Origin of the sequence: Flavihumibacter sp. UBA7668 (assembly GCF_002483205.1) — a bacterium.
Taxonomy (GTDB): Bacteria; Bacteroidota; Bacteroidia; order Chitinophagales; family Chitinophagaceae; genus Flavihumibacter.
In genome coordinates, this window is the sequence record NZ_DLHM01000002.1 from 339,263 (window position 1) to 358,258 (window position 18,996).

At 43.6% G+C, this 18,996-nt stretch carries 10 protein-coding genes; 3 read left to right on the plus strand and 7 right to left on the minus strand.

Features of this window, described 5'->3' with window-relative positions; genetic code table 11:
- Nucleotides 1-10 precede the first annotated feature (10 nt).
- The 3 genes from B2746_RS05145 to B2746_RS05155 all read right to left on the minus strand — a co-directional run bounded on the left by B2746_RS05145 (nucleotide 11) and on the right by B2746_RS05155 (nucleotide 6,602).
- On the minus strand, nucleotides 11-1,582 hold the full coding sequence (locus B2746_RS05145; protein WP_290791662.1) for a RagB/SusD family nutrient uptake outer membrane protein: 1,572 nt from the start codon (nucleotides 1,580-1,582) through the stop codon (nucleotides 11-13).
- A gap of 11 nt (nucleotides 1,583-1,593) precedes the next feature.
- Entirely contained in the window at nucleotides 1,594-4,677 is a 3,084-nt protein-coding gene (locus B2746_RS05150) for a SusC/RagA family TonB-linked outer membrane protein (protein ID WP_290791664.1), read from the minus strand.
- Nucleotides 4,678-4,961: 284 nt separating this feature from the next.
- Complete coding sequence (locus B2746_RS05155) at nucleotides 4,962-6,602, minus strand: MGH1-like glycoside hydrolase domain-containing protein (protein ID WP_290791666.1); 1,641 nt, start codon at nucleotides 6,600-6,602, stop codon at nucleotides 4,962-4,964.
- A 182-nt stretch (nucleotides 6,603-6,784) separates the two neighbouring features.
- Here B2746_RS05155 and B2746_RS05160 point away from each other — a divergent pair, with 182 nt between their 5' ends.
- Nucleotides 6,785-10,129 carry a VCBS repeat-containing protein gene (locus tag B2746_RS05160; RefSeq protein WP_290791667.1) on the plus strand — a complete coding sequence of 1,115 codons (3,345 nt, stop codon included), beginning with the start codon at nucleotides 6,785-6,787 and terminating at the stop codon, nucleotides 10,127-10,129.
- Here the strand turns inward: B2746_RS05160 and B2746_RS05165 are convergent.
- The 3 genes from B2746_RS05165 to B2746_RS05175 all read right to left on the minus strand — a co-directional run bounded on the left by B2746_RS05165 (nucleotide 10,105) and on the right by B2746_RS05175 (nucleotide 15,189).
- Nucleotides 10,105-10,542 (minus strand): hypothetical protein, encoded by a 438-nt coding sequence (locus B2746_RS05165; RefSeq protein WP_290791668.1) that lies wholly within the window; start codon nucleotides 10,540-10,542, stop codon nucleotides 10,105-10,107. The two genes, B2746_RS05160 and B2746_RS05165, sit on opposite strands and share 25 nt — an antisense overlap.
- 125 nt (nucleotides 10,543-10,667) lie before the next feature.
- Complete coding sequence (locus B2746_RS05170) at nucleotides 10,668-12,116, minus strand: RagB/SusD family nutrient uptake outer membrane protein (RefSeq protein WP_290791670.1); 1,449 nt, start codon at nucleotides 12,114-12,116, stop codon at nucleotides 10,668-10,670.
- A 19-nt stretch (nucleotides 12,117-12,135) separates the two neighbouring features.
- Nucleotides 12,136-15,189 (minus strand): SusC/RagA family TonB-linked outer membrane protein, encoded by a 3,054-nt coding sequence (locus tag B2746_RS05175; RefSeq protein WP_290791672.1) that lies wholly within the window; start codon nucleotides 15,187-15,189, stop codon nucleotides 12,136-12,138.
- Nucleotides 15,190-15,574: 385 nt separating this feature from the next.
- On the opposite strand from B2746_RS05175, the gene B2746_RS05180 reads away from it, so the two are divergent.
- Together B2746_RS05180 and B2746_RS05185 are read left to right on the plus strand one after the other, a co-directional pair.
- Entirely contained in the window at nucleotides 15,575-16,414 is an 840-nt protein-coding gene (locus tag B2746_RS05180; RefSeq protein ID WP_290791674.1) for an ROK family protein, read from the plus strand.
- A 50-nt stretch (nucleotides 16,415-16,464) separates the two neighbouring features.
- Complete coding sequence (locus B2746_RS05185) at nucleotides 16,465-17,631, plus strand: DNA-binding transcriptional regulator (RefSeq protein WP_290791676.1); 1,167 nt, start codon at nucleotides 16,465-16,467, stop codon at nucleotides 17,629-17,631.
- A gap of 7 nt (nucleotides 17,632-17,638) precedes the next feature.
- Here the strand turns inward: B2746_RS05185 and B2746_RS05190 are convergent, their stop codons facing one another.
- Nucleotides 17,639-18,877: an IPT/TIG domain-containing protein gene (locus B2746_RS05190; RefSeq protein ID WP_290791678.1), complete on the minus strand. Its 1,239-nt coding sequence runs from the start codon at nucleotides 18,875-18,877 to the stop codon at nucleotides 17,639-17,641.
- Nucleotides 18,878-18,996 lie beyond the last annotated feature (119 nt).

Below are 18,996 nucleotides of genomic sequence, written 5' to 3' on the forward strand. Positions count from 1 at the left end.
TTTTTACTTTTTAATAACCAAGATTTTGTTTCAGGTTCTGGCTTTTTGCAATTTCATTGTTCGGAATGGGGAATACATGATGAACAGCCGGATTGAAATTGCGTGCAGGCCATACTACGATTTCTTCGAGACCGGCAACGGTTGTTCCGGATAAGGTTACTTTATATCCGTGAAGTGGTTTTGAATAAACTTCCTGCGCATCACCCCAGCGAACCAGGTCAAGATGACGGAATACACCAAATTCCAGAACGAATTCGCAGCGACGTTCATTCTTCAGGTCTTCTTTTGTTGCATTGGTTTTTGGTTGCAAACCGGCACGGGTTCTAACCAGATTCAGGGGGGCATCACCATTGCGTCCGGTCCAGATCAGTGCTTCGGCTTTCATCAGCAACACATCCGCATAGCGAACCAGTGGTATATTCAGATCAGTGGTACCATTGTCACTGTTGGGGTTGACGGTATTACCAACTGCATCCGCTTCACGAAAAGGAGCAAGGTATTTGGAAATGGTCATTGCAGTTGGACTTGATACGGAGGAAGGATTTACAGCCCAGATAATTTGATTACCTACGAAGGAAAGGGTATCTCCCGGAATAGCGATGCTTGCTTTTCTGCGGGTATCATCCGGTTCAAAGGCTTTCAACAATTCAACAGTAGGTTGAAAATATCCCCAGGTATTGTAAATGCCGAATCCGCCATTTTGAAAAATTACACCCGGAAGTTTAGAGCCATCAATTTCAGTACTGGTGGCACTCATGATGTATTCAGGGCTCCAGTTGTGGTCAATTTCAAATACATCGGCGTAGTTGGGAACAAGGCTGTGTTTACCTGAGTTGATTACCCGGTCAGCATACTCAATTACTTTGTCGTAATAAGCGTTGTCATATTGTGCTGCATACAGGGCTGCTCTTGCCATTAAGGACCAGGCAGCAGTTTTGTGCATCAGTCCCTTTTCTGCTTCAGGGATCTCATCAAACCAGGGAAGTAAATCAGCCGCTTTTTCCAGGTCTTCGATGATCATATCATAGTTTTCCAAAACGGATGCCGGACGGGGAACATCAATCTGATCGATGGTGGTGGCTTCCGTTACAATCGGGATACCGCCATTTGGTCCGTCGTCGCCATACCAGGGTGCGAGCCACAGGTAAGCGAATCCGCGCATGAAATAGGCATGTCCCAATACGCTGTTGCGTACTTTTTCCGAAAGCTTGGTTGCTCCGGGTGCTGAACGGATCAGGTTATTGGAATAATTAATGGTCTGGTACATTTGCGGCCAGTTATCGCGCACATCCCGGCTGCTTGAACCTTCGTCAACAAAGTTTTTGATATTCTGCGCTTCTGCCTGTGTACGACCGGTTACAAAGTTGTCGCTGCAGTTTTCAAACCACATGAACCCGCGACCCAGTGTCCCTTCCCTGTATTGCCAGTAGAATAAGGAATAAACTGCCTGCATGGCTTGTGCATCCGTCAGGTTATTTAATTCGGATGGTTGTCCGTAGGGTTGTAATTCCAGATATTTCTTGCAGGAGCTAAAGCATCCTGCGGCTATAAAAAGTGCTATTGCAATGATTTTCGTCTTCATGATGGAATAGTTTAAAATGATACATTCATACCTACACTAAACATTCTGGAAACAGGGAAACGTCCTGCGTCAATTCCAAGGTTGCCAACTTCCGGATCAAATCCTTTATAGTCAGTAATGGTGAACAGGTTTTCTGCATTCGCATAAATTCGAACAGTAGAATTATTCAGGAACCCTGTTTGTTGAAGTATACGGGAAGGCAGGCTGTATGCCAGGTTAAGATTTTTAAGACGCAGGTAATCGGCTTTATCCAGGAAATAGCTGGATACTTTTGAGAAGTTGCCATTTGGATCTTCTACTACTGCCAGATTTGGAATGTTTGAGTTCGGATTATAATTGTAGGAGTTTAATACATCGGTACTCATATTCCAACCTTTGGATCCTGTATAGGTCATCGCTTTCACCCCGTTGAAAACATTGACTCCTGATACTCCTTGTGCAAAAATGGACAAAGAGAATCCTTTCCAGTTAACACCGAGATTTAAACCATAGAAAAAATCCGGCATGTCGTAGGCTCCCATATAAACCCGGTCGCCATCATTTATGAGACCATCATTGTTGGCATCACGAAATTTAAGGTCACCCGGACGTGCATTGGGTTGGATTTTATTGGTAACTCCGGCACCATTGGTATAGGTGTAGGCATCAATTTCACGTTGATCGCGAAAAATACCTTCTGCATCAATCAGGAAGAAAGAATGCCAGGGCATTCCGGCTGTTGAACGAAGCGGATTCATGGAGTTAACGCCATTTCCGTGTGCAATGAAGGCTGTTTGGCCAATGCTGATTACTTTATTGTCATAGGTTCCAATATTTCCACCAATATTGAATTCAACTGTGTTGATTTTTTTAGTGTAATTCAGACTGAATTCCCAACCTTTATTTTCTACCTGACCAATATTAAATTCGGGAGGAGATGCAACACCGGCTACAGATGGGGTTGGCATTGCTTCAATCAGATCTTTTGTTTTTTTAACGAAATAATCAGCTGAAGCGGTGAGGGAATTGTTAAACAGGCTTACATCAAATCCTATGTTGAGCTGTTCGGTAGTTTCCCATTTCAGGTTGGGGTTTGGAATAGTTGGCTGAAAAATTCCAAAAGCCTGGTTTTCTCCATTCGGGCCTAGGAAAAGTGGCCAGGAGGTAACCTGGTAAGGAGGTGCATAAATAAAGCGGCGAACAGAACCTACACTGCCCACCTGTCCCCAACTTGCACGAAGTTTCAACAGGTTTAGTTTGTCGAACCGGCTCATGAATTTTTCTGATGAAATTTTCCAGGACGCAGAAACTGCCGGGAATTGATCTGCATTATTTTTTGGGCTTAATTTGGAGGAGGCATCCTTGCGATAACTTGCAGTAACAAAATACCGATCGTCGTATGAGTAGGAAGCTCTTCCAAGTACACTCACTGTATTTTGTTCCCATATATCTTCTGACGGACGAATAGACCAGTCAGTGCCATTGTTGAATATGGTCTGGTAGGGATCTTCAAAAGCATATCCACGAACTTCAGCCCAATTGTAGCGGCTTTTTTCGGAAGTAACAAGGAATCCTCCCAGCAGGGTTAAGTCGTGCAGGTTGAACTTTTTGTTAAAGGTGGCGATATTATCCCAGACCATCCAGGACCGCAAGGTGTTGGAGATTGCGCGGTAGTTCTGGTCAATTGTGCGACCCGGTTCCAGAAAGCGTTGTTGAAATGATTCATTGCGGTTACTGGTAATATCCATCGAAAGGTCTGATCGGATTTGTAGTCCGGGCAGAGGTTTGATACGTAAAGAAGTTTTAGAGAAAAATTTATTGGATGGGTTGTGTTGGATTACTTTTTCCAACATGGCAACCGGGTTACGTAAATCTGCTTCCACACTAAATCCTTCGGCAAGTGCCCAGCGAGGAACTGTGCCACCATAGAGAAGTTCACCGTCAGGCCCATATTCCCGTACGGTACTAAAACGCGGATAGGCCATTGCACCAAAAATGGAACCGGTATGACCATCCCCAACTGCACTTTGCCCCTTGTTGAAATCGTATAAAATATGTTGTCCAACTTCAATCCATTTAGCCAGATTGAAGTCTACATTCAAACGCGCAGTTAGTTTTTTATTATAGGTGTTGATCAGTGTTCCTTCCACATCATCATAGCTTATTGATGCCAGTGCTTTTATGTTGTTGGAACCACCCCGAATGCTCATGTCATAGTGTTGCATGCGTCCGGTACGGAAGATTTCATCTACCCAATCTGTGCGGGTTACATTTCCGTATGGAAATGTGATCGGGTTGTAGGTTTTCGGAACTGTTCTTCCGGCAGCTTCAGAGGCATCTTTCCAAACCATATTGAATTGCTCAGCGGTTAGCACACCGGGCGTTCTCCAGGCTTGTTGAGTTCCCTGCCAAACATTGGCTTCTACTGTCATTTTACCTGACTTTGCCTGTTTGGTAGTAATCAGGATTACACCACCTGAGCCGGCAAATGCCCCGTAAATGGAAGCAGAAGCTGCATCTTTTAGAACCGTAATGGATTCTATATCAGCTGGGTTGAAAGGAGCACCCACTACTCCGTCTACAACATAAAGTGGTGCATCACCATTTCTGTTTCCTTTACCCCGGATATCAACCGAACCGCTTGAAGTGGGATCGCCGCTTTGTGTAACGCGTACCCCTGGTATCTGCCCCTGCAGCATATTTCCAAGTGAAGCAGGGCGGCCTTTAAAATTATCTGTTACTTTGAGTGTAGAAACTGCGCCCGCCAAATCCTGTTTTCTGGAACTGCCATATCCTATATATACAACTTCATCTAAAACAGAACCTGATAACTCCAGTATAATATCGATGGTAGATGAGTTTCCGATGGCTCGCTCAGTTGTTTGCATTCCAACAGCCGAAATGACCAGTGTTTTAACGCCGGCCGGAACGGTAAAAGCGTATTTTCCATTGTTGTCTGTTGTAGTTCCGGCTGAGGTTCCTTTAGCCTGAATGGACACCCCGGATAATGCACTTCCATCTTTGCCGGAAGTTACAGTACCGGTAATCTTCTGCTGGGCATTTGCGGCCATGGCAAGCCCCAGCAGGAATAGCAAAATGCCTGCGAATTGTTTCATACCAGTTGATTTCGTTTAATAAATATGTGGGTTAAAAAAAGCTGATTGTGGAGGATGTTATGTTTTGGTTAATAAACATATAGTTTAGCAGTATTGAACATAAAGGTAGGGGCATCATTAAGCTACTTTATGTTGATTTGCGTATAATAGACTTCAAAATGCGAAGGAAATAATTTTTTAATCTGCACCTGTATGTACGGTCATAACGTATATAACTATGCGCATAAAAAAATGCCGGTTCTGAAACCTGTTCAGAACCGGCTGATTGTAACCAGGGCCTACCGTTATATTTTATTTGTACCGGGTTTTATGTCGAATGTATCATTTCCTCCGGGCCAACTTAGTTTCAATTTTAAAGGCAAATTTGATTGAATGGTAAGGGATGGTTTTTGTTTTTCGTTTGTTCTTGCTGCGGCCTGCAAAGAAAGAATTCCTTCCTTGCCGATGGGGTACCGATCGATACCATGCTCTTCGAGTACACGAACATCCCAATTGATGGTATTTGTTTGAATGCTAGATTTGATACCAAAGATTCCTTCAAATAAAATCGAGATGGGAACGAGACCTGTCCAGCCAACAAAATCTGGTCTTGCCAACAAACCTGGAGCAGTTGTTTCTGGTGCATAATATTCCCAAAAAGTACCGGTATCCTTAAAGACCTGCAGCACCTGCTGGTGATGTTTTTTTGCGAGTTCAAACGCCTGTTGATGAAAATTGTTTTGACGTAATCCGGCGATCACCATAAAGTTGGTTGGTGCCCAGACACCGCCCTGCCAATAACGCCCATCGGGCTGATATTTTTCATGATTGGCCGGCATGGAAGGGATCGGATGTTTTCTTGCAAATGTTTGCGGGTCGTTCAGGTGCGCTACAAATTTTTTAAGTTCATCCGGTTCCAAAATATCTGCCCAAAGTGCCCAATATGCACCAATTGATTTGAAATCCCCAATGGAGCCATCTGCGTATCGATCGTATAGGAAATTTGTTTTAGGATCCCACAATTTTTCTTTGATGTATTTTTTGAGTGCTTTTGTTTCAGATTCGATGTCTTCAATTTCCTGCCAGCGTTCGACATAAAATCCAAATTCTACCAGAATTTTTCCAATGTATAATTGTTGCAGGCAGGTATCGAGCCAGGTCATATGACCATGAGAGAAAATCGGATTGTATTCTTTGTGAACACGGGGTTGGTTATCCATACCGGTTCCCCAGCCACTGGACCAGTAGGAGCCGTCCTGCCAGGTGCGATTGAGCCGCAGCCATTGATAATAGGCACATAAAACCGGGAAGATTTTATGAAGGCGGGTCAGGTCTCCAAATTGACGGTAATATTCCAGTTCACTCCAGGGAATCAGGTTGGGGCCTGTGCTGGTTGGATCATAGCGATGGAAGCAATCTTTGCCGGTGAGTCCCCAGATTTCGCGACAGATAAATCCATCCGGGTGTTGTTTTCCGTAAAAATTATCCAGTGTTTGTTGAAAAGGGTAGGCCCTTGAACCATAGCGGGCAAACATGGTAATAAAAGTGGAATCCCACATGAATATATTACCATTATAGGCGGTGTCGATATAAGATGCAATGAATCCTGATTTCGGCGCCGGATCCTTGATGTTTTTGAATGCTATTTCCCATGCTTTCCAATACATATCAAGGGCTGCCTGGTTACCTTTCCAGGTTGGAACAGGCAGAATTTCTTTTGCCTGCGCAAAGGATGGTGCCGCTACGATGGCTGGTTTCGCATTGCGAAATTCATTCTCTGTAACAAAAATATTTTTTACATACGTGTTCTTAAAATCATTTTGTAACTCGATGTCTGTATCGGGGGAAGGTGTTGGTTTTTCACCAGCCAGTAATCCGGGTGTTGGGATTGCGGCGGATCCGGCCAGTAAAAAGGAGTTTCTGATAAATTTTCGTCTTGAATCCATGCGCAGTCATTTTGAGAAAAGTACCAATAAATTAGCAATAAACGTGAACGAAGCTTAAAGTTAACCTTGCCGAAAATCAATGAATTCGATAATTGCGAATAATAATCTTCAAAATGCGTATTTATTCCGGGTGACATGCAAGATTTGGTTAACTTGTTAAGAAGCTGTCATTCCCGATTTTTATGAAATATATAGTGCATTTTTTACTCGTTGTTTTGGTTTTGTCCGGGTGTTCGGATGAGGTGAAGAAAAACACTCTTTTTGATGAATTGCCGGCTGATCAAACTGGTATTGATTTTATCAATGAATTGAAGGAAGATGAGCGCCTTAATATTCTGACTTTTGAATATTTCTATAATGGTGCCGGTGTGGGTGTGGGTGATTTTAACAATGATTCCCTGCCTGATTTATTTTTTGCTTCCAATATGGGAGATTCACGGATTTACCTGAATAAAGGAAATTTTAAGTTCACCGATATAACAGATGCTTCGGGTATTGATACCCGTGGCAAATGGGCCACTGGGGTTTCCATTGTGGATATCAACCAGGATGGAAATGCTGATATCTACCTGAGTTTTGCCGGTCCGCATACTGCAGGTAAAAGGGCGAATGAGTTGTATATCAATAATGGGAATAATCGATTTACTGAACGAGCCCGGGACTACGGATTGGCTGATACCGGTCATACCGTGCAGGCTGTTTTTTTCGATTATGACCGGGATGATGATCTGGATTGTTATCTGTTGACAAATATCACTGATGAAATGGGCCCGAATATTATCCGTCCCAAGCGCATTAATGGAGAAATGGCGAATACAGACCGATTGTACCGGAATAACGGCGATGGAAGTTTTACCAATGTTTCCAGAGAAGCAGGCATACTTAAGGAAGGGTATGGATTAGGTGTTGCCGTGTTGGATATCAATATGGATGGATGGCCGGATATCTTTGTATCCAATGATTATTTATCCAATGATCTCCTATATATCAATAATAAAAACGGAACATTTTCCGATCAGGCTGCTGCTGCGTTTAAGCATACCAGTTATTCAGCCATGGGCAATGATGTGGGAGATATCAATAATGACGGGTTACCGGATCTGGTGGAAGTGGATATGTTGCCACCGGATAATTACCGACAGAAACTGATGCTGGGTGGAACGAATCACGATCGGTATCGGTCTGAACTGCAGGTTGGCTATGATCCGCAATTCATGCGTAATTCCTTGCACCTGCATCAGGGTTTGAATGAACGGAAATTGCCCTATTTTAGCGAGATCGGTCAATATGCGGGAGTTTCTGCAACAGACTGGAGCTGGAGTCCCTTATTGGCTGATTTTGATAATGACGGACGGCGCGATTTATTCATCACCAATGGTTATCCGCGAGATATCACCAATCGGGATTTTATTACCTATCAATCGCAGGGATTATCCCGGGTTGACCCCACCCAACCATTGAATGCCGCACAATTTGCTACCCTTCAGCAACTGGAGGGAGCTTATCTGAATAATTTTATGTTTCGTAATGTTGGGGAGATGCGTTTTGCTGATCAATCAGAAAAATGGGGTTTTTCGCGGGATGCCTATTCTACAGGTGCTGCCTATGCTGATTTTGATAATGATGGCGATCTTGATCTGGTGGTGGTGAATACAGGAAAACCGGCATTTGTTTATCGAAACAAGATTAATGAGCAAACGAAGAATAGTTTTATCCGCCTTCGGTTCAAAGGAAAAGATGGGAACAAAGGTGGGCTGGGGACGAAAATTTGGCTGCATTACAGCGGACAGGTAATCTACCAGGAGCACCAGGTGGTAAGAGGGTATCAGTCGAGTGTGGATGATCGGATTACAATAGGATTGGGATCAGCTGAAAAGATTGATTCTGTTTTGGTGGAATGGCCGGATGGAGTACGCCAACGATTTTTGGCTCCTGTTGTGAATGCGGAATTGGTCCTGGAATATACATCGGAAGAAAGCCTGCCGCAAAAAGAGGTTTTGGCAACTGAGCCGCTTTTCCGTTTGGTGAATACTGCCAGCGGAATACATTTCAAACATAGAGAAACACCCTATACAGATTTTAATATCCAGCCTTTATTGCCGCATAAATTTTCAATGGGCGGACCAGGAATGGCTGTTGCTGATCTAAATGGTGATGGACTGGATGATTTTTTTATTGGCGGTGCCTATAATCAATCTGGTGAATTGTTTATTCAGCAGGCAGGTGGTCAGTTTGTGAAACGGATCCTGGATGCCGGAAAGAAGAACCAGGAAGATATGGGGGCTGTATTTTTTGATGCAGATGGTGATGGTGATCAGGATTTGTATGTGGTGAGCGGAGGCAATGAATTTCAGGAAGGATCGGTTTATTACCGGGACCGGCTTTACCTGAATGATGGTAATGGCGGATTTAAACCGGCGCCTGATGCACTGCCTTCAACAACTGCGAGTGGTTCCGCTGTGGTAGCGGCAGATTATGATAAGGATGGGGATCTGGATTTGTTTGTGGGGGGGCGGATTCGTCCACAACATTATCCGGAATCCGGACAGTCTCAGTTGTTGGAAAATGTAGGAGGGCGATTTATTGATGTGACAGAAAAACGTGCATCCGGACTGGAAGCGGCTGGTATGGTGAATGATGCTGTATGGGCTGATATTAATCAGGATGGCTGGATGGATCTGGTAGTAGTGGGAGAGTGGATGCCTGTTTCGGTTTGGGTAAATAAAGCTGGCCATTTTGAGAATCAGACATCAGCTTTGGGATTGGATAAAACTGTGGGCTGGTGGAATAGTATAAAGACAGGTGACTTCAATAAGGATGGAAAGGTTGATTTTGTATTGGGAAATCATGGGTTGAATAGCAGATATGCCGGTTCGTGGGATACAGAAGGCGCAGCACTTGGCATTTATTGGTATGATTTCGCCAATGTGGGCAATCGGAATGCAATTATTACTTATGCCAATAAAGGTGCAATTTATCCTATTCATCCCAGGGATGATTTAATGATGCAGTTGCCGGGCTTGCGAAAAAAATTCCCGCTTTATTCAGATTATGCAAAAGCGAGAATTACGGATTTATTTTCTGCTGAATTGTTAAACAAGGCGGAATATAGGGAGGTAAAAGAATGGCGATCTACTGTATTGTTGAATCGGGATGATTCCGCCTGGAGCATGGTTCCATTGCCGGTTGAAGCCCAATTGTTTCCGGTTTTCGGAATACTGGTGAAGGATCTTAATAAAGATGGAATGGATGACCTGCTGCTTACCGGAAATGATAATAGTTATGAAGTAATAAATGGATCAATGGATGCCGGATATGGTCTTGTGCTGAAAGGAATAGGGGATGGTGGGTTTAGGCTTCTTCAAGGAACCGGATTTTTTGTTCCCGGTAATGGGAAGTCAATTGGGGAATTGAAAGAGGGACTGGTGTTGGTGGCGGAAAATGATGGAAATATGTTGGTATGGGAGGAGGGAGATAGGAAAGGGGAAAAAGGAGGAATAGGTTATGGGCGGAGGCGGGAGAAGTAGCGAAGTTCGTAGCGTTGTTGGTTTTTTCCTTCGAACTGGGGCTTTTTATTTTTGCGTAATACCAATTGAGTGGAATCGAGCCGAATGATTTCCTGTTCATTGCGGATAGTGGAATTGGGCAGGTCGCGAATGAATAACTGCGCACCTTCAAGCTCATAATAATATACTTTTTCTTCACCCATGCCCTGTCGAAGCATGGTTTTGTCTGGCTGGTAAACATGTACCTCGCGGGGTGTTGGATTGGTATCCATAAAAGTAAAACCGTTATAAAAATCAAATACGGAATCAATTTGCCAGGCTCCAATCAGTTTTGGGGCTTTTTCGTTTTGGCAGGAAATGAAAATGCAGCTTCCGGAAAATAGTGCCATAATACAGAGGCAGCTATTTTTTAATGCAATGTTCAGTTGTTTCATTTGGGGTATAATTCCTATTAAAAATACAAACTGCAAGATAAAAAAAACCGGCCCTTTACTAACTGCTAAAAAGTAAAGGAACCGGTTTGGGATTGCTCAAATAAGCAGATCTGCGCCAGGCGCAATTATTGGAAATCCGGATTCTGGATCAGCACCCCATTGCTGAGGTCGATCTGACGTTGTGGAATCGGGAATTTATAATTTTTCGGACGGGTGAATGTGCGGCCTGGCTTCCACTGGCCACGATCAATTGCATAATGCGCAGGCAGATTAACGATGTTCGCGCGGTCCCAACGCATCAGATCCTGATGACGCTCATTTTCACCAGCCAGTTCCACTCTTCTTTCATGAATCAGTTCTGTCATGGTTGCATTGTTTACATCCGGCAAACCATTCCGGCTGCGAACGGCGTTGATTTCAGCATCTCCATCCTGGCCTGAACGAATTTTCGCTTCTGCAACCAACAGGTAAATATCAGCCGCCCGAAGCAGTACGATATTCATATTATTGTCCAGGCCTCCATCGGGTCTCCAGCTTACATATTTCCGGAAGAAATAACCAGTGTTGGTGAGTCCGGCAGGAACCGGCTGTAAGCCACCGTTTGAAGCACCTGCATCAATCATATCGCCCACTTTTCCCATCGTATAAGTAAGGCGTTCATCACCATCTTCAAATTCGTTGGCCAAATCTTCGATTGGTTCCTGAAAGCCCCAACCACCCCAGGGTCTTGGGCCATAATAGATGGATGCTACGTTTTCTGTCCAGCCTTCTGTACACTGAATAGAGAACAATACTTCCGGATTGTTTTTGGTAGCAGGTGTAAAGTTGTCTGCAAAATTGGGAGCCAGCGCATACGGACCAGTGATTACTTTATTACCAAATTCAATTGCTTTGGGAAAATTCTCTTTGTACATGTAGAATTTGGTCAGGTAACCCCAGGCAGAACCCTTTGTAGAGCGACCGAGATTGGCATTGTCATTGGTAAGGAGCAGCAGGTCAGCAGCAGCCAGAAAATCTGCTTCAATTTGTGCTTCCATCTCTGCCAGACTGGCTTTGGGAACATTGTAATTGTTCTCCCGAACATTTGCTTCAAGAATCAATGGCACTTCACCATATATTTTATAAAACTGCCAGTATATCAATCCGCGCATGAAATGGGCTTCTCCAAGAATCCTATTCTTCAGGGTATTATCCATATTGATACCGGGAACATTAATCAGAATAGCATTAGCCCGGGAAACAACTTCGTACTTACGTGCCCAACTATCGTTCAGTTGAACATTGGAAGGTTCGTAGGTGAATTCTTCAATTGCCTGATCTTCGGGGTGATCACCGGCTCTCCACTGGTCATCGGAACAGATATCCCAGGTTTGTTCGGTATGAGCAAACACATATTCATCACCAATGAAGGAATAAAGTGCATTAGATGCGGCAACGGCATCATCGCCATTGCGCCAGAAATCTGCTGAAGTGGACTGTCCATATGGAGGAGAATCCAGCAGGTCTTTATTGCAACTCACCGTGCCCGCGGCAAGCAGCAGAAATAATCCTTTATATAAAATCGTATGTTTCATATTCTTTCTCTTTAATCAGTTAAAAGGTAACATTTAGGCCAAAAGTCCAGCTGCGAGACTGTGGGTATTGTGCATAATCCACATTGATCTGTCTGTTACCATCGGTGTAACCAAGCTCAGGATCAAGACCGGAATATCCTGTAAAAGTTAATACGTTCTGTCCGGTTATATAAAACCTGGTTTTGCCTATACCCATTTTGTTCGTCAGGCTTTCTGCCAGGGTATAACCAATGCTGATATTTTTCAGTCGAAGGAAATCCCCTTTTTCAATGAACATATCAGAAGTGCGGTAGTTGCGGTTATTCCTGCGTGTTGTCATACGTGGGATGCTGTTGCTGGTACCCGGACCAGTCCAGCGATCTTTCACTTCTTCATACATGTTGAAGGAGTAGGTGGGATCAATACCCTGCATGCGATCGGCATTGAAAATTTTCACACCTGCATTGCCCAGGAAGAATAATCCAAGATCAAAACCTTTGTAATTGAAATCGGCATTGAAACCATATACCACTTTCGGATGTGGACTTCCGAGGTTTACGCGATCCCGATCATCAATAAGACCGTCACCATTTGCATCAACGAAGCGAACATCTCCCGGCTCAATGAGTCCGGATGTACGGCGCGGGTCGTTGGAAATATTCGGGTCTTTATTGATGTCATCGGTCGTCTGGTACAAACCGTCTGTTTTCCAGCCATAGAAAATACCAATTGGTGATCCTTCATAGGTGCGGGAAATTTCTTCGTTCGGACGACCATAGGTACGTGACCCGATAAAGTTTCCATCAAATAATTCAATCACCTTGTTTTTAATAAAGGCTGCATTTGCACCCAGACGGTAAGAGAATTCGCCTACTTTGTTATTATAGGAAAGATCCATTTCAAAACCGGAGTTCTTCAATACACCTACGTTCTGATCCGGAATGCTGAGGGTTCCCACTGTTCCAATGGTTGGAGGAGATAGCAGCATGTCGCGGGTCTTTTTATCGAAGTAATTCAGATTAACTGCAAGGCGGCGATTGAATAATTCGGCACTTAAACCAATATTGGACATTTCTGCTGTTTCCCAGGCTATATTGGGATTGGGCAATCTGGTTTGTGTGTTACCTACAACCGTATTGTTGTTGAAGGAATAGCGACCACCACCACCAATCAGGGCCAGGTATTGCAGTCTGTTTACGTTTTGGTTACCTAATTGTCCCCATCCTGCTGTCAGTTTTAACTCATCAATAAAGGATGATTTGAAGAATTTTTCATTTGAAATTCTCCATCCTGCAGAGAATGCAGGGAAATAACCCCATTTGTTTCCTTCTGCAAATTTGGAGGATCCGTCTGCGCGGAAGGTTGCAGTAAAGAGATAGCGCTGGTCGTAATCGTAGTTGACTCTTCCGAATACAGATTGGAGTGCATCATAGTAGCGATTTCCACCGATACCCTGTAAAGTCTGACCGACATCCAGGAATCGCTGGTTGGGGTCTTCGTTCAGGAAGTCGCGTTTTGCAGCGGAGAATACATCTCCGTCAAAAGTTTGCGCAGTATAACCAGCCACCGCATCCACTTTATGTTTACCACCAAACACATTGCTGTAGGAAAGAAAATATTCACCCAGTAAGGAATAGGATTCGCTGAAGCTGCGATCGAGTGAGTTATTATTTCTTGCACGGGTCTGGTCACTGATAATGATGTTAAAATTGCGACCGGTATAATGATTTCCGTCCACGCCCAGATTTACTTTAAATTTCAATCCTTTGAGGATCTCGTATTCAGCATTGATATTAGCCAGTAAACGGGTATTTACATTATCAGCATCAATGGTATTTGCGGTAAAAAGGGGGTTATTGATATCACCGAATTCATTGGATGCTTTGGAGCTTCCCCAGGATCCGTCATCGTTTTTAACCGGAATAAATGGCATAAAACGGATAGCGCTCCAAATAAGTCCGTCCTGTGCAGATAGGGTATTCAGGCTGTTATCATTAGAGCGGGTAAGCTGAATGCTTTGCCCTATTTTCAGACGTTTTCCGATACGGTGATCAGAATTGAGGCGCATGCTGTATCGTTTGAAGAAAGAATTCGTTATGATACCTTTTTCATCATACATGCCAGCTGACAACATATAAGATGATTTTGAAGATCCGCCACTCAGTGCAACATCAATGTTGTTCACGGTTCCTGTCTTGAATAATTCGTCCTGCCAGTTGGTTCTTTGGGTGGCATTGGACGGATCGTTCCAAACCGGGTTGATGGTGAGGCCGTCGTTGGTAAAACGCTCTCTTTTCAATTCTGCCAGCGTTGGGGCATCCAGCATGTCGAGGGTTTTGATGGCATTGGACATACCAGTATAGGCATTTACGTTAAGGCGCATGGGTTGCTCAAAACTGCCGCGTTTGGTAGTAACAATAACCACGCCATTAGCTGCTCTGGTACCGTAGATGGCTGAAGCAGAGGCGTCTTTCAATATTTCGATGGAAGCAATATCATTCGGATTAACAGAATTAAGATCGCCTGCTGGTATTCCATCAATAACCACCAGTGGATCCGCATTGTTGATGGTGCCGGTACCACGTATGCGAATATTGCCCGCGTTGCCCGGACTACCTCCATTACGTACCACATTTACACCAGCTGCACGTCCCTGTAATGCCTGAGAGGCGCTTGATACCGGGAGGTTCTGGATGGCATCGCCTTTTACCGATGCAACCGCACCTGTAAGATCGCGCCGGGATTGGGTACCATAACCCACCACTACCACTTCATTTAATTTGGTGCTTGAAACGGACAATGCCACATCATAACTGCTGCGGCCATCGATCGCGATTTCTGTACTGGTAAAACCGGTACTGGAAATAACCAGTGTGGCATCGCCAGGCTGAAGGGCGATAGTAAAAATTCCATTGTCGTTGGTGATGGTGCCCCGTGTTGTTCCCTTGATGGTAACGTTTACATTCGGCAGGGGCGAGCCGTTGCTTTGATCCGTTACCTTACCGGTAACAGACGATTGTGCTATTGCCACCTGAACCAGGGCAATACCCACAACGAAAGCAAGAAGACGCTTTAGCAGGAAGTTTAGTTTCATAATTTGAGTTGGTTATACAGTTAAGAAGCAAAGAGAAAAATTGATATATACGGTAATCCGCACAGGGCTCCGTTTCAGGTGTGTATCCATGGCAAACAATTTTCAGTCAGTAATAGAAGTTCTCAGCAGTAGATAGCAGTTCATGCAAAGGAAAATACTATTTCCTCTCCTAAAATTAGAGTATGTATGCTTCATCAGAATGCGATAATGCGACTATTAATCATCAAAATGCGCAATCATCAAGACTGGTTGACAGATGTCAATAGTCTACGCAATTTGATGCAAAAGCTGCGCATATTTAGGCAGGAGTCTGGCCGCTGCACTATAGTTTTGTTAGGGTAGAAAAGGTCATGTTACTTCTGCATTATTTTTTAATTAACTCAATATGATCATAGGTGTTGATTTGGGTGGCACCAATGCCAGGGCTGGCTTAATTCAGCTGGGAGAGGTGGTGCAATCGATCAGTCATAAGCTTACCAATAAACATTCACTGGATGCCACACTGGATCAGTTAATCAATGTAATTGAACCCCTTATCAGTGAGGAAGTCGAAGGGATTGGAATTGGTGTTCCATCTATTGTGGATGTTGATAACGGAATCGTATTTGATGTTGTGAATATACCTTCCTGGAAAAAAGTAGAGCTTAAAAAAATATTGGAAAACCGCTTTGGAAAACCGGTATTTGTAAACAATGATGTCAATTGTTTTGCATTGGGTGAACAACAATTTGGAAGTGCACAGCAGTTCTCCTCCTTTGTTGCTATTTCAGTTGGAACCGGACTTGGTACAGCCATCGTTATAAACCGGGAACTTTACCTGGGTGTGAATTGTGGCGCAGGAGAAATCGGATATTTTCCCTATCTGGATAAAAATCTGGAATACTATTCAAGCAGCAGTTTTTTTGATATTCACTCAACTACAGCCGAAGAAGTATTTCATGCTGCACAGGAAGGGAAGGCCCGGGCATTACAAATCTGGCAGGAATATGGGCATCATTTGGGAAATGTGTTGAAAGTAGTACTCTACGCCTATGCACCGGAAGCAGTACTTTTAGGTGGTTCTATCACCAATGCATACCGGTATTTTGAAGAGTCCATGTTGTTGAGTATGGATGATTTCATGTATCCATCCCTGTTAAAGCAGGTAAAAGTGATTAAGTCTAAAACAGAGAACATAGCTTTGTTGGGTGCGGCAGCCCTGGTTCCCTACAAAGCACTGGTATGATTTTGCAGAGTGTGGAACAAACTTTAATTTGAGCGGCGCAATCGTCCTTCATGAACAAAATCATTTTACTTTTTGATATTTCGGAGAAATACGGGCAAAGCCTTATGATGGGCATTGTACGATATTTTAAAGAGAACAGCAATGCGCTGTTTTGTAATATGCCCATTTATTATCGTGAAACACTGGGTGTTCGGGGTATCCTGAAATTTGCAAAGGAGTGGGGTGCGCAGGGGATTATTGCGCAATTGAACAATACCCGTGATGTGCGAAAAATTGCAGATTCAGGTATCCATCTGATTGTAGAAGATTACCGCGAACGATTTGAAGAATTTCCCAATATTACCGGTGGATATTATGAAGCGGGTCAAATGGGTGCTGAATACTTTGTAAAAAAGGGGTTTAAGAATTTTGCATTTTACGGGTTCAAAAATATAGTCTGGTCAAGAGAGCGCTCTATGGGATATGAAGAATACCTGAATGAGCGTGGTTTTGATGTATATTATTTCAATCAGGATGAAAGTGCACAATCTTCCGATCTCTGGTATTATAAGCCTTCTGATTTAAGTAAATGGTTGCAGGATTTACCCAAACCCATTGCCATCATGGCCTGTGATGACGCACGCGGGCAACATATTACGGAAGCCTGCAAGCATGCGAATATTCGCATACCCGAAGATGTTATAGTGCTGGGAGTGGATAACGATGAACTGACCTGCAATCTTTCCGATCCGCCTTTATCCAGTATAAATCTGGATACGGAAAGGGGCGGTTATGAAGCCGGCCGGCTGATGGATCTTATGATTCAGGGGAAAGTGAAGAAGCCCCGCAATGTAATGGTTATGCCCACGTATATTGTTACGCGTCAGTCAACGGATATTGCAGCTGTGGATGATGCGTATATTGCCAAAGCATTAAAGTACATACATAAGAATCTGGATCATGATATCAATGTAACGGATGTATTGGGGCAGCTCACCATTTCACGCCGGTCGCTGGAGAAAAAATTTCAGGAAGTAACGGGTACCAGCGTGTACAAATACATCAGTAAGATCAGGATGCAGAAATTCTCCGAACGACTGCTGGAAACAGACAAGCGAATTTCAGAAATTGCACATGAAGCCGGACTGAATCTTACCAATAATGTAGCCCGTCAGTTCAAACAGATTCATGGTTGTTCACCCAGTGAATACCGCAAAAAACATTTGCCCAGAAAATAAACAGCATTTATTCGCTTAAGCGGATTTTCTTTATTTTCTGGTTCCCTGCATCTGTTACATAAATGAGTGTTTTCCCATTTTCATCTTTGGTAATTGCAATTCCTTCAGGAAACAGGAATTTGGATTGTTTAGCCGGACCGTTTTCATCACCACTAAGTCGAAGACCGGCAAATACAGAGGCGATTCCTTCTGTATTCAGTTTTACAATCTGGTTGAGTGATTTATAGGTGATATACATGTTCTGGTTTTCATCAAGTACAATAAAAGAAGGCAGGTCAGTAAGGCTGGCTGTTCCTCCGATAATGGAAACAATTCCTGCAGGGGTGATTTTTTTTATCCAACCCGTACCTTTTTCCGTCAGAAATAAATCTCCCTGCTTGTTGATTGTCAATCCACCTGGGAATTTGACCACCGCAAGGGAGCTTACTTCCTTTGTATTTATATTGATTTTACGAATTGCATTATTGTTATAGTCCGCAACGAATAATTCCTGCGTGGCTTCATTGATTGCTATTCCATAAGGACTGTCAAATTGCGCATCAGGACCTGTGCCATTTTTGTTTCCCGGCAGTCCGTTTCCTGCAAGGGTGGATACGATTCCGTTTGCATCTATTTTTCGGATGGCATGATTCTGTTGGTCTGCTACATAAAGATTCTGATTATTGTCCATAACTAATCCGCCCGGTAAATTAAATCTGGCAGCTGCAGCAACACCATCTGTTAATCCCGTAATTCCGGAGCCTGCATAATGGGAGGTAATTCCGTCTTTGGAAATTTTTCTTATTCTGTTTCCATCGCTCACATAGATTGTTCCCTCTTTATTAATAGTGATTCCAATTGGATTGATAAAGGAAGCTTCATTCGCTGATCCATTGGCTGACCCCATTTCACCTGAGCCGGCCAGGTGTTCAACAACCCATGGGGTGAACCGGTAAGCACCCGTTAAACTGGCTGATTGGGAATTGTTTCTGACTTCAATGGTATGCAGGCCAACTTGGATGTTTGCAGGTAAATCGATAACCAGATTTGTATCGTTTCCGGATAGTATTGTTGCGGGAAGTCCGCCTATGAAAACCTGATTCACCGTCGGTATTGGATTAAATCCTTTTCCGGTGATTGTTAAAGGACCAGCATCTCCTTTATCAGGATTGATGGCGGTAATTGATAAGGTTACGGATGGTGTTGGATCAGGATCTTCATTATTGTTTTCATTCGGGGATTTGGAACATCCGGAAGAAAATACCATGCAAAAAAATAACAATAGGCCTGCTAATTGCTTCAAATTCATAAAGGATAAGTCTGATCGGTGAAAGTACATTCAGCTGTTGGTGCAGGATCGACTTAATGATAGTTGGCAAAAGCAGG

Excerpts from the sequence above, each read along its gene's own strand:
- B2746_RS05170 (WP_290791670.1), bottom strand. The coding sequence starts at position 12,116 with ATGAAACATACGATTTTATATAAAGGATTATTTCTGCTGCTTGCCGCG.
- B2746_RS05190 (WP_290791678.1), bottom strand. The coding sequence starts at position 18,877 with ATGGTATTTTCTTCCGGATGTTCCAAATCCCCGAATGAAAACAATAAT.
- B2746_RS05145 (WP_290791662.1), bottom strand. The coding sequence starts at position 1,582 with ATGAAGACGAAAATCATTGCAATAGCACTTTTTATAGCCGCAGGATGC.
- B2746_RS05185 (WP_290791676.1), top strand. The coding sequence starts at position 16,465 with ATGAACAAAATCATTTTACTTTTTGATATTTCGGAGAAATACGGGCAA.
- B2746_RS05165 (WP_290791668.1), bottom strand. The coding sequence starts at position 10,542 with ATGAAACAACTGAACATTGCATTAAAAAATAGCTGCCTCTGTATTATG.
- B2746_RS05180 (WP_290791674.1), top strand. The coding sequence starts at position 15,575 with ATGATCATAGGTGTTGATTTGGGTGGCACCAATGCCAGGGCTGGCTTA.
- B2746_RS05150 (WP_290791664.1), bottom strand. The coding sequence starts at position 4,677 with ATGAAACAATTCGCAGGCATTTTGCTATTCCTGCTGGGGCTTGCCATG.
- B2746_RS05160 (WP_290791667.1), top strand. The coding sequence starts at position 6,785 with ATGAAATATATAGTGCATTTTTTACTCGTTGTTTTGGTTTTGTCCGGG.
- B2746_RS05175 (WP_290791672.1), bottom strand. The coding sequence starts at position 15,189 with ATGAAACTAAACTTCCTGCTAAAGCGTCTTCTTGCTTTCGTTGTGGGT.
- B2746_RS05155 (WP_290791666.1), bottom strand. The coding sequence starts at position 6,602 with ATGGATTCAAGACGAAAATTTATCAGAAACTCCTTTTTACTGGCCGGA.